The 12195-nt window shown below is 65.7% G+C and carries 10 protein-coding genes; 5 read left to right on the top strand and 5 right to left on the bottom strand.

Annotated features, from left to right (window positions below; genetic code table 11):
* Window positions 1-71: 71 nt before the first annotated feature.
* Both SBI67_RS25360 and SBI67_RS25355 read left to right on the top strand, forming a co-directional pair.
* A complete protein-coding gene (locus SBI67_RS25360) occupies window positions 72-1550 on the top strand; it encodes an APC family permease (RefSeq protein ID WP_318983229.1) in 1479 nt (492 codons plus the stop codon).
* Window positions 1551-2511: 961 nt separating this feature from the next.
* Window positions 2512-3264: an SDR family NAD(P)-dependent oxidoreductase gene (locus SBI67_RS25355; protein WP_318983228.1), complete on the top strand. Its 753-nt coding sequence runs from the start codon at window positions 2512-2514 to the stop codon at window positions 3262-3264.
* Between the two features lie 349 nt (window positions 3265-3613).
* Here SBI67_RS25355 and SBI67_RS25350 read toward each other — a convergent pair whose 3' ends face one another.
* Entirely contained in the window at window positions 3614-4453 is an 840-nt protein-coding gene (locus SBI67_RS25350; RefSeq protein ID WP_318983227.1) for an SDR family oxidoreductase, read from the bottom strand.
* Window positions 4454-4573: 120 nt separating this feature from the next.
* Between SBI67_RS25350 and SBI67_RS25345 the strand changes: the two genes are divergently transcribed.
* Entirely contained in the window at window positions 4574-5485 is a 912-nt protein-coding gene (locus tag SBI67_RS25345; protein WP_318983226.1) for a LysR family transcriptional regulator, read from the top strand.
* A gap of 473 nt (window positions 5486-5958) precedes the next feature.
* Here the strand turns inward: SBI67_RS25345 and SBI67_RS25340 are convergent, their stop codons facing one another.
* Window positions 5959-6393 (bottom strand): pyridoxamine 5'-phosphate oxidase family protein, encoded by a 435-nt coding sequence (locus SBI67_RS25340; RefSeq protein ID WP_318983225.1) that lies wholly within the window; start codon window positions 6391-6393, stop codon window positions 5959-5961.
* A 417-nt stretch (window positions 6394-6810) separates the two neighbouring features.
* Between SBI67_RS25340 and SBI67_RS25335 the strand changes: the two genes are divergently transcribed.
* Both SBI67_RS25335 and SBI67_RS25330 read left to right on the top strand, forming a co-directional pair.
* Window positions 6811-8040: a cytochrome P450 gene (locus SBI67_RS25335; RefSeq protein ID WP_318983224.1), complete on the top strand. Its 1230-nt coding sequence runs from the start codon at window positions 6811-6813 to the stop codon at window positions 8038-8040.
* Window positions 8041-8044: 4 nt separating this feature from the next.
* On the top strand, window positions 8045-8617 hold the full coding sequence (locus SBI67_RS25330; protein ID WP_318983223.1) for a TetR/AcrR family transcriptional regulator: 573 nt from the start codon (window positions 8045-8047) through the stop codon (window positions 8615-8617).
* Here SBI67_RS25330 and SBI67_RS25325 read toward each other — a convergent pair.
* Genes SBI67_RS25325 through SBI67_RS25315 form a run of 3 tightly spaced genes read right to left on the bottom strand, consistent with a single transcriptional unit; the run spans window position 8583 to window position 12167 of the window.
* Window positions 8583-9302, bottom strand: coding sequence for a siderophore-interacting protein (locus tag SBI67_RS25325; protein ID WP_318983222.1), 720 nt, complete (start codon window positions 9300-9302; stop codon window positions 8583-8585). The two genes, SBI67_RS25330 and SBI67_RS25325, sit on opposite strands and share 35 nt — an antisense overlap.
* Window positions 9303-9345: 43 nt before the next feature.
* Complete coding sequence (locus tag SBI67_RS25320; RefSeq protein WP_318983221.1) at window positions 9346-10488, bottom strand: acyltransferase family protein; 1143 nt, start codon at window positions 10486-10488, stop codon at window positions 9346-9348.
* Window positions 10485-12167, bottom strand: a complete 1683-nt coding sequence (locus SBI67_RS25315) for a DEAD/DEAH box helicase (protein WP_318983220.1) — start codon at window positions 12165-12167, stop codon at window positions 10485-10487. Before SBI67_RS25315 ends, SBI67_RS25320 begins: the two co-directional genes overlap by 4 nt.
* Window positions 12168-12195: the final 28 nt, after the last annotated feature.

Here is a 12195-nt window from a genome sequence, read left to right as displayed (position 1 = left end):
CAGTTACAGTACACCAGTTGGTCGACCAACAGTGAGAATACTACTACGCATTAAGTGCCAGGAGACGGCCAATGAGTTCTGACGAAATCCGCGCGGATGCCACCCTGCCAACCGGTGAGGATGCGGAGATTCCGGCGACGCCACGGGGCAAGCTCGGCTGGTTCGACGGGTTCTCGATGGCGATGTCGATACCCAACGGCATCGTCACCAGTCTGGGGTTCTGCATCGCCGCCGTCGGCGCCCTGCCAGCGATGCTGTTCTGGTCGATTTCGAGCGCGCTGGGGTTTCTGCAGAACTTCCTCTACGCCGAAATGGCACTGATGTTCCCCACCGAATCCGGTGGCATCGCCGTCTACGCCAATCAGGCATGGCGCAGGCACAGCTCGTTCGTGGGGCCGCTCGCCACCTTCGGCTACTGGGTCGGATGGTCGCTCACCCTTGGTGTCGTCGGCGAGACCCTCGGCGGGTTGATCCAATCCGAGTGGCTGCCCTCGGCGACGTGGTCGGGCCACTTCGGTCCCCTGACGATCGGCCTGCCGCAAGTGATCGCGGTGATCGCGATCCTGATCAGCTGGCTGGCCAACATCCTGGGCATCCAGGTGGCGGCCGCGATCAACCGCGTCATCGCGGTGGCATTCATCGTCTTCGTGGCGATGGTCATCCTCGCGCCCTTCGTCGCCGGCGGCTGGAACGCGTCCAACCTGGGCTCACACATCGGTGACCATCCCTTCATCACGACGATGGTGTGGCTGTACGCCGCCGCATGGACGGTCTACGGAACCGAGATCTCGGCTACCTTCGCGCCCGAGTACCGCGACGTCCGACGGGACAGCTTCCGCGCCATGAAGTACAGCGCGGCATTGGTCTTCGCGGTGTACCTCATCACGCCGATCGCCGCCGCCGGAGTTCTCGGCGAGGACACGATCGGCGCCAACCCGATCACCTACACCGTGCTGCTCGTCGAACGGGCCTTCGGCGGCTGGTTGACCAACATCCTCATCGTGGTCGTGGTCGCTGCACTGCTGCTGTCGATGATCGCGGCCAGCGCCGACGGCGGTCGAGCCGTCTACGGTATCGCCAGGCAGGGGCTGACCCTGCGCCAATTCGAGAAGCTCAATCGCTTCGGCGAACCCGCCCGCGCCCTGACCGTCGACATGGCCGTCAACATCGTGGTCGTGCTGGTGGTGGCCAGCCCCGTGGCAATCCTGTTGGCCGCCAATCTCGGCTATATGGTGTGCACCATCTTCGCGATATCGGGCTTCCTCCTGCTTCGCCGGGACCGTCCCGAATGGCCGCGCCCGATCAAGCTTCGCTCGGCATGGAAGGTGGTGGCCTGGTTCGTGTTGATCGTCGACGTGTTGATCACCGTGGTCGGTGCCACTCACCCCGAAGAGGCCGGTTACGGATCCATGCGCAACACCGTCATCGCGCTGTGTGTGCTGGCGTTGTCGATGGTGTTCTACGTCGCACGTCGGGTCGGGCAGGACAAGCTGCCGCTGCAATGGCGGACAAGCGAATTGGAGGACGAGTCGCCCAACGCCGTGGCGTAACGGATCACCCGGTGATCGACTGGCACTGCTCAAGCAGCTCCGGACCAGCCTGCGCGCGCGCCCCCACCTGATGGATAGACGGCGATAACGAGGTCGGCGCGGGGGCATCCGCCGCCGTCGAGCGGACCTCGGCGCGTCCGACCAGTGAGTGGCGCACACACTGAGCGCTGCCCCATCTCATCCACCGGACTCGGTCGCCCCCATAGTGCCGTCGTCATGCTAGCGAAATCGTCTGCGACGATCCCCAGTCGCGACCGCACCCTCGTCTGAGGATGGAACCGGAGTGGGTCAGGGACGACCAGCCTCGAAACCCTAAAGGCCTACGGCCCTGCCAGCGGAAAGAAACCGCCCTCAATACTCTGACTCCGTATTGCTCAGAAGGCTAGAGTTGCATCGGCACTCAATAGTCCTGCCCACCAACATGATTACTCAACCACCATTGGTATAGATCGGTTGGCGTGAAGAGACGTCCGTCATGCCAACCCGATACAAGAGATCCGTTCATCGTCCCATACAGCTCGCTCCCCCTTTGCGCCAAGATCTCTTGAGAGCCGACCTGACCTTCGATCTGGGCCGGAGTTGATTCGTACTTCCAGTTCTCATGCAGAGTCGACAGGCCTGGCTCCGGGTTGGCGGTCGTATGCCAATCCTCGGGGCACTGTGCTGGATTGCCAGCGGGTGGGAATCCGTCCCTCCAGACCGACCACAGTGAGAAGTCTGGATTAGGCGTCGGCACGGGGAAATCGCGTCGAATCTGGCGCACGAATAGCGACTGAAGAGGCGAAGCGATGCATGATGCCTCGGCCGACCCCTTGCATCCCGAAATGCGGAGATCACCGACATTGGGCAGAAATCCATTCGGAGCTTCGGGGAAATGAACTGCCTTATCTGGATCCAGGCGAAGTGTCGTAGTAGCCAAGCCCCGACTAAGCTGGCCGCATCAACAGGAAGAGGAAAGAACATGTCTGACAACGCATTACCGTTCGCCGGCAAGGTAGCGCTTGTCACCGGCGCATCAGGTGGGATCGGCGGCGCGATCGCCGGATTGCTCGCCGCAGCCGGGGCCGACCTATTGCTAGCCCACGGCACACACGTCGAGGATGCAGAACACGTTGCCGAAGAGGCCCGTGCGCTCGGGCGTCGCGTCGTACTGGCCGCCGGGGACCTCGCCGACCCCACAGTCCCGGCAGCGTTGGTGCACGCCGCCGCCGAGTTAGGTGGAGTGGACATGCTTATCGCCAACGCGGGTGCCGGCGTTCAGACCGCGTGGACAGACGTCACGTTGGAGCAGTGGAACACCACGTTCGCGATCAACACGACCGCGCCATTCCTTCTGGCGCAACAAGTTCTGCCAACGATGATCGAACGGAACTTTGGTCGTGTCCTGTTCATCTCGTCCACCGCCGCACTCACCGGCGGCATAGTGGGCCCGCACTATGCGGCCAGCAAAGCCGCCCTACACGGGCTCACCCATTTCCTCGCCGCCCGCGTCGCCGCCAACGGAGTCACCGTCAACACCCTGGCCCCGGCCTTGATCGGCAATACCCGTATTCTTCCCGTAGATCCCGGGGGCGACGGCTCCCCGCCGCTACCGATACCAGTGGGCCGCCTCGGGGAAGTCACCGAGGTCGCCGACATGGCGCTGAGCATATTGCGTAACGGCTACCTGACCAACAAAGTGATCACTCTCGACGGCGGGCTGTTACCGCGGTGAGAACACACAGGGAATTTCACGATAAGGGAACCGACGAAGAGGAACGCCACCGCAGACCGCTGCTCCCCCGGATCGCGGTCTTGCGCGGTGCCGCATCCGGACGCGTCATGTCCGGACTGCTGTCGGTAAGCCAAGTTTCGTGCGCACTGCACCGCACGACACCTCGGCCATGTCCCAGGCGTCGGCAGCGGCTGATCAACCCGATCACGCGTGTGTGCCGGCTTGCTCATGCACGGTGCAGGGCAGCGCTAGACAGCCCGGGACCGGCCACCATAAATCCATCGGCGCCGCGGCGAAGCTAGTTGCAGCTTGATCGCGAGGTTGGCCATCCCGTGTGCCAGCGCGGCGGTCAATCCGTCGCATGCGCGGTCGAGTCGGCGGCGAAGTCTGCGGTGGCCGCGTTGTCGCGCTGGGCCGCCACGTCGTCGAGCCGCTGCTGTAGCGCAGCGGTCATGAGTGTCCACGCGTCCGAGCCCAGCACCAAGCGCCGCGGCGGCGGGTGGGCGCCGGCGGCACGAATGATGGCGGTGACGGTGCGGACCGGGTCGTCGGTCATCTCCTCGGCAGTCAACGGCGGCCGATCGGCTGGTCCGCCGACGTAGGGCGCGCTGAGCGGCACCCGGGGCGCCGCGTCGAAGAAACCGGTGCGCACCACCCCTGGCTCGATCAGTGTGGTGCGGATGCCGAAGGGCGAGACCTCGGTGGCCAACGCGTCGAAGAAGCCTTCGATGCCCCACTTCGTGGCGTGATACAGCGAGAATCCGGGAAACGTCAGGTGGCCACCCATGCTCGACATCTGCATGAGCAGGCCGCCGCCCTGCGCCCGCAGATGAGGCACCGCGGCGCGGGCCAGCTGGATCGATGCGGTCAAGTTGGTGGCGATCAACGTTTCGACGTGCCCGTCGTCGAGGTCCTCGGCGACGCCGAATACCCCGTAGCCGGCGTTCGAGACGACGACGTCGATGCGCGGGTGAGCGACGAATGCCTCGGTGACGACACCTCGGACGGCATGGGTGTCGGTGACGTCGAGCGCACGGCGCCAGAGGCGGTCGCCGTGGCGGTCGGCGAGGTCGTCGAGCTGCTCCGGGCGGCGCGCTGTCGCGGCCACGGTGTCCCCGCGCGCCAACAGCTGCTCGACGAGCTCGCGGCCCATTCCACGGGAAGCGCCGGTGACGAACCAGGTGGTCATGTGTCTGTCCTTCCGTTGGGTTCGTTCGTCTCAACAGCGGGGGCGGGTCGCTGCAGTCCATGTTTGCGATGAGCATTCCGAGGCCTACCCATACGCATCACGCATGGATAGGGTGGGCCGGTGGCGGACGTGACGCTGGACGGGCTGCGAGTGTGCCGGGAGATCGCGCTGACCGGGTCCTTCTCCGCGGCGGCCAGAACGTTGGGTTACTCGCAACCGGCGATCTCCCGTCAGGTCGCGGCTATGGAGGCAGCGGTGGGCTACCGGCTGTTCGTTCGAGAGGTGCGCGGGGTCAGTGTCACTCCCGCGGGCGCCGCGGTCGTGGCCCATGCGGCGCGCATTCTGGGCGCGGTGTCAGGCCTGCACCGCGAAATCGACGCTCTCGGCGATCGGCTCGCAGGCCGGGTCACCGTCGGTGCTTTTCCCGCATCGATGGCCGTACTCATCCCGCGCGCCGTCGCGCGGTTGTCCACCGAGCACCCCGGTCTGATCGTGGCGCCGACCGAGGCGGCCACCCCGACGCTGCTGCACGATCTGCGCAGCGGCCGGCTCCACGTTGCAGTGATCGCAACGGGACAGGGGCTGCCCGACTACGACCTCGACGAGTTCGCCCGACACCGCCTGCCCAGCGGTGATCTGTGCGTCGCCGTGCCGACCGGCCACCGACTCGACGGCGCGGGCCGCGTCGACGTCAGGGAGCTCATCGGCGAGACGTGGATCGTAGGCGCCGGATCAGCCGGAGATCCGCAGTTCGGGGCATGGCCGACGCTGACCGATCCCGTAATCGGCCACCGGGTCACCGGGTGGCCGGCCCGGCTCGGGCTGGTGGCGGCCGGACTCGGTATCTGTCTGGTCCCAGGCTTGGCGGCCCGGTCGGTACCCCGCGGGGTGACTACGGTCATCGTCGACGATCCGAGTTGGTCGGGCCGCGCGGCCCTGGCCCTCACTCAGAAGTCGGTCAGCGACGGTGCGCGCGCCGTGGTGGCCGCACTCCGGACGACCGCCGAGGAACTGCAACTTGCGCAGGGGTGAGGGCCCTCTTGGCGCCCAACATCATTGACCTTGATACGGTTTCGGTCACAAGCACCACCTGATTGACTGCATCGGCCTGCACCGGGCGGTTCAACCACCCGCCGGTTCCATCGCAGCCTGCGCGCCGAATTCCTTGCAGCGGCAGCTTCTTTCCCGTCGTTTAAGGCAGCGCGGCAGGCGAGAGACGAATTGCGCATCACCGTCGACGGGGATGGCATGACCGAAAACTTCACTCGCCCCGACGGTACGGCGATCCAAATCATCTTCAAACGTGTGAGGAACGGCTAAGTAGTCGTTGACACTTCGATTGCGGATTTACTGTTGCGCCGACGTCCGGCTCAGACACGTGCACGATGCTCGATCCGGCTCACTTGCTGCAAGCGATGTAAACATGCCGTCGCTGTTTTGCGTTCGTCGATCGATTGCCGAGCTGTCGTCCCTGAGCCTGCGATCGGACGTGACGTACGAAATCTCTACGCGTCCAGCGAGTACCGGTAGATCTTCTGCGGCTGGATGACCACACGTACCCAATCCTCGGCGAGCATCTCTTCCAGCATATTGGCGCGCGACGGATCGCCCAGGTCCCAATATCGCGACGCTAGCCGAGGCAGCAGCGCCCGCGCTCCTTCCGGTTCCACGGTCGCATGTCCTGCAATCGCGATCCATCGTTCGCTCTCGCCCACGGGTGCGGAGACGACGATCGAAGCGCGGGAGTCTCTTCGAATGTTCCGAACTTTTGGTGAGCCTGGGGCGGTGAAGATCTGAACCGCACCCTCCGGTGTCAGCTCAAACCACACGGGTCGCGGTTGTGGAGGGTTCGATCCGCTTGCCGCAGAGAAAAACCCGTACAACGGACGCCGCAGAAACTCGGCGTCATCGGCGCTGAACAGCCCGCATCCACTACTCATTGGCCATCCCTACCGTCGAATCCCCTGTCGATCGTTAATGGCTTACCTTTCGGTGGTAGTGCGACGGCTGGTGAAGCGGTGAATGACGATTCATTCAAGCTCGGCAACGCTCGCAACAACGGTATCGTGCCCAATTCATACCTCGATCGGCTCCGCGCCAGCCATCCAGACATGGGAGAACGGATCGGCGGTTACACAGCCCCACAACCGCAAATGTGCAACGGCAGCGTCGCCGCCGTGCGTAGATGACACCGCTGACCGAGAACACCCAGACGACGCCCCATACGTACCCTTCACAAGGTTGTCCGGCCTAACCCGAAAACCACACTACGGCGAAGGGGACCGTCGATCAGCGAGTTTCGAAGCCGACCGCAACTGACCTTGACGCAGTGCACCAAACTGTCATACAAATGAGACATGCAAACCTATGTGTCTCATGCACCCAAGTTCCAGCTGGCCGGTGCGGACACCTGGGCGGACCCGTTCCCGATGTACGCGGCACTGCGCGACCACGACCCGGTGCACCACGTCGTTCCCGATAACCCGGAGCACGACTATTACGTGCTGTCCCGGCACGCCGACATCTGGGCCGCCGCGCGTGATCACCAGACGTTCTCCTCGGCGCAGGGCCTCACCGTCAACTACGGCGAGCTGGAAATGATTGGTCTGCAGGATAATCCGCCCATGGTCATGCAGGATCCGCCGGTGCACACCGAGTTCCGCAAGCTGGTGTCACGCGGCTTCACCCCGCGGCAGGTGGAGGCCGTCGAGCCCAAGGTTCGCCAATTCGTCGTCGATCGCATCGAGAGGCTGCGGTCGTCCGGCGGCGGTGACATCGTCACCGAGCTGTTCAAACCGCTGCCCTCGATGGTGGTGGCGCACTACCTCGGCGTGCCGGACGAGGACCGCGACCAATTCGACGGCTGGACCGAGGCGATCGTCGCCGCCAACACCACCGAGGGCGGGATCGGCGGAGCGCTGGAAACTCTGGGCGACGCCCTCGGCTCGATGATGGCCTACTTCACCGCGCTCATCGAGCGGCGGCGCGCCGAACCGCAGGACGACACGGTGTCGCACCTGGTGGCCGCGGGCATCGGCGCCGACGGCGATATCGCCGGGGTGCTGTCCATCCTGGCCTTCACGTTCACCATGGTGACCGGCGGCAACGACACCACCACCGGCATGCTCGGCGGTTCCATGCAACTACTGCACGGCAATCCGGACCAACGACGGCTGCTGGCAACCGATCCCGCACTGATCCCCGACGCCGTCGACGAGCTGCTCCGCCTGACCTCCCCGGTGCAGGGCCTGGCCCGCACCACCACGCGGGACGTCACCATCGACGACACCTCCATTCCCGCGGGACGAAAGGTGTTGCTGCTCTATGGCTCCGGCAACCGGGACGAACGCCAGTACGGCCCGGACGCTGCCGAGCTGAACGTCACCCGCCGGCCGCGCAACATCCTGACCTTCAGCCACGGCGCGCACCATTGCCTGGGCGCCGCGGCGGCCCGCATGCAATCCCGGGTGGCGCTGGAGGAACTACTTACCCGCATACCGGAATTCAGCGTCGACGAAGAAGCCATTGTGTGGGCCGGCGGCAGCTACGTGCGGCGGCCGCTGTCCGTACCGTTCACAGTAGGCTGAATCCATGCCGGACTGGCTTGCCGAGCGGCGCACCGAAGCCGCCGCCGAACGCATCCTCGACGCCGCCGACGACCTGTTCACCCGGCAGGATGCCGCGACCGTCGGCATGAACGACGTCGCCAGGGCGGCCGGCTGCTCGCGGGCCACGCTCTACCGCTATTTCGAAAACCGGGAGGCGCTCTACACGGCGTACGTGCACCGGCACACCCACCGGGTATTTGCCGAGATCGCCGAGCAGCTCATCGGATTGACCGATCCGGACCAACGATTGGTCACCGGCATGCTGGCCGCGCTGGCCCGGGTGCGCGAAACCCCGGCCCTGGCATCATGGTTCGCCAGCACCCAGCGTCCGATCGGTGGCGATATGGCGGAGCGCTCGGAGGTTATCCTCGCGCTGGTCACCGGTTTCCTCGGCGGCGACGGCGATGACGCCGAGCTGCGGGCGCGCTGGGTGATTCGGATTCTGGTGTCGCTGTTGCTTTTTCCCGGTCGCGACGCCGCCGACGAGCGCGCGATGCTGGAGAGCTTCGTCGCTCCGACGGTCAGGGGCAGGCGGCCCAGTAGGCGCGCGCCTTGAGTGAGCGTTTCGGAATGTTGTAGTCGTCGCGCAGCACCTTGGCCACCGCGCGGGTGGTGCGGTTGTCGCAGGCGACCCAACCGAAATGCTCGGACGCGTCGAACGCCGCCGCGGCCACCGCCTCGACGAGCGCCTCCCCCGCGTTCTTGCGGTCCACCCACATGGCACCCGGCCGCGCCACGGGCAGCTCACGGTCGTCCTCATGGGCGGATTCCAGGAAAACCTTGGCGGGTGCGTCGCCGATCGCCGCCAGCAGCGAGTTGATGGCGGGCAGCGACGCGGTGTCGCCGACGATGACATACCCCTGCGGCGCCGGGGCGGGCAGCACGAAATCGCTGCCCAGCACAGTCACCTCGAGCACGTCACCTGGCTGCGCCTCGATGGCCCACCGGGTGGCCAGCCCGTCGTGCAGAGCGAAGTCGATATCCACGGTGCCGGCCGCCGGGTCCGGGTTGACCAACGTGTACCCGCGCTGATGCGATTTGGCGCCGTCGGGAAACCAACCGCGAATCCACATGGTCGGATGGATGGGACGGTCGGCCAGCAATTCGGCCGCGGTGAAGTGCAGGCGCAGGTAGTGCGGGGTGAGCTGGGTCCGCCCGGTCACCGTCAGTTCGTAGTCGCCGCCACGCCACAGCTTGACCAGCGCGCCGGACAGGCCGCGGGACGGTTTCTGCTCGGACAATGCAGCCCCCTCGATCCCGATGGATTACTTAGGGCAGCATAACCTATCTTGAACGCACCCGGGTGACCCGGTGCAGCAGCCAGGCCAGCGGAACGGTGACCACCATCGTCCAGAAGAACAGCCACCACATCGGGCCGGTGTAGACCGGGCGCTGCAGGATCTCGACCATCACGATTTCCATCAGGACCAGGTGGATGAGGAAGATCTCGTAGGAGATCTCGCCGAGGAACACCATCGACCTGCTGCCCAGCACCCGGGAGTACCAGCCCCGATTTCCCAGGGCCAGCGGCGCCACCACCAACGTGGCGATGACGGCGTAAAAGATGGTCTTGACGACGGCCTCACTGAGCTTGGTGGGCGAGGTCGTCGGTTCACCGGCAATCGGCGTGGCGGCGATGAGGTAGCTGACCAACGCCAGCGGGAGGCACACCACGGCATATGCCCGGACCCGCATCGCCTGCAACACCGCCAACAGCATGCCGCCCAGGAACCAAGCCAGATACGTCGGCAACCACAACCGCGCACCGTCGGGCAAACCGTGGGTGGTGTGTACCAACGCCAGCCACGCCGGGCTGATCAACGCCAGCCCGAAGAGCCCGGCGAGCAGCAGACCGGGCCGCCAGCGCCGTCGGCACAACACCACCAGCAGCAGCCATGCCAGCGCCGGAAGTGCCACGTAGAACGCCGCCTCCACCGCCAGGCTCCACATCTGGGTCAGCCCCTGGTGCAGATAGGAGAACAGGTAGTTGTCGGTGTAGATCTGGGTCAGGGTCAGGTTGCGCAGCAGGCCGATCCAGTTGTGGCCGGGATTGGGTCCCGCCTCCCGGAAGTGGTAGACGGCGTAGGCCGCCAACACCGTGACGACGTAGGCGGGCATGATTCGGCGCACCCGGTGCCAGGCGTACCGACGTACTGACGGCGGCCGATCCCCCGCGGCGGCACGGTCAACCCAGGGCTTGAACAACAGATAACCCGACAGCACGAAGAAGATCGGCACGCCGATCTCCGCGCGGGACAACAGCAGGCCGACGTAGCCGTCGTTGTACCTGCCGGTCGTGTAGGCCGCATGGGTGAGCACCACCAGGAGCGCGGCCAGGGCCCGCACACCGGTGAGCGACGCGATGCGGTCGACCGTGGTGACCGACTCCAGACCACCCTGCTCGGGGATTCCGGATTGCAGCGTCACGAGTCCTTGCGACGTGGCTTGTGCGGGCGGTCCGGCTGCAGGTTGATCAGCACACCCTGGATGCGGGTGTTCTCCAGTTTCTTGTAGATCTCACGCGGCAGCTTGGCGGGTAGCTCGACCAGCGAATGGTCGACCTTGATGTTGATGTGGCCGAAATCGCTGCGGTTCAGCCCGCCCTCGTTGGCAATGGCCCCGACGATCGCGCCGGGCGCCACCTTGTGCCGTTTGCCCACCGCGATGCGGTAGGTCGCCAGATCGGTCCGGGTGCTGTGTTTCTTACGCCCCGGCCCATCCTCGCGCGGCGCCCGCTCGGGGCGCTCCTTGCGCTTCTCCGGCGGCGGCTCGGTCATCAGGAAGGCTTCGCCGTCACGGGACAACAGCGCTAGCGCCGCCGCGATATCGGCCATCGGGACGTCGTGATCGCGCGCGTAGTCCTCGATGAGTCGGCGGAACAGGTCGATGCCCGCGCCGTTGAGGGCGTCGGTGATCGAGTCGCGGAACTTCTCGACACGCTGCGCGTTGACGTCGTCCACCGACGGCAGCTGGATCTCGACGAGCTTCTGCCGGGTGACCCGCTCGATCGAATTGAGCAGGTGGCGCTCGCGCGGCGTGACGAACAGCATGGCGTTGCCCGAGCGCCCGGCGCGCCCGGTGCGGCCGATGCGATGCACATACGACTCCGGGTCGTGCGGGATGTCGTAGTTGACCACGTGGCTGATGCGTTCGACATCCAGCCCACGGGCGGCCACGTCGGTGGCCACCAGGATGTCGATGGCCCCGCTCTTGAGCGAGGCGATGGTGCGCTCACGCTGGGTCTGCGGGATGTCGCCGTTGATGGCGGCCGCGGCGAATCCGCGCGCACGCAGCTTCTCGGCGACTTCTTCGGTGGCCTGCTTGGTGCGGACGAACACGATCATCGCGTCGCCCTCTTCGACCTCCAGCAGCCGAGTCAGCGCATCCATCTTGCGTGGGTAGGACACCTGCAGGTAGCGCTGGGTGATGTTCTCGGCGGTCTGCGTCTTCGCCTTGACGGTGACCTCGACCGGATCGTGCAGGTACTTGGAGGTGATCTTCTTGATCGCCGGCGGCATGGTCGCCGAGAACAGGGCGACCTGCTTGTACTCGGGGGTGTCGGCCAGGATGCGCTCGACGTCCTCGGCGAAGCCCATCTGCAGCATCTCGTCGGCCTCGTCGAGCACCAGGTAGTCCAGATGAGAGAGGTCCAGGCTGCCCTTCTCCAGATGGTCGATGACCCGGCCGGGCGTGCCGACCACGACCTGTGCGCCGCGGCGCAGACCGGCCAGCTGCGGGCCGTACGACGAACCGCCGTAGATCGGCAGCACCTGGATAGCGGGCAGGTGCGCGCCGTAGCGGCCGAAGGCCTCGGCGACCTGCAGCGCGAGCTCCCTGGTCGGGGCCAGCACCAGGGCCTGGGTGTTCCTGCTGGTGGTGTCGATCTTGCTCAGGATCGGGATGGCGAAAGCCGCCGTTTTGCCGGTGCCGGTCTGGGCCAACCCGACGACATCGGAGCCGGCCAGCATCGCCGGGATGGTGGCGGCCTGGATCGCCGACGGGGTCTCGTAGCCGACGTCGGTGACGGCCTGCAGCACCGAGGGGTGAATCTGCAGGTCAGCGAAGGTGGTTTCGGCGCCGGTCGCGCCGTCTTCAGGGGAAGTCATGTCAGGAGCAGTCTAGAGCGTGCGCGGC

Origin of the sequence: Mycolicibacterium chengduense (assembly GCF_033741155.1) — a bacterium.
In the GTDB taxonomy this organism is placed as follows: domain Bacteria; phylum Actinomycetota; class Actinomycetes; order Mycobacteriales; family Mycobacteriaceae; genus Mycobacterium.
The sequence above is the reverse complement of the archived record's forward strand: the minus strand, read 5'-3'. Positions and strand labels throughout refer to the sequence as shown.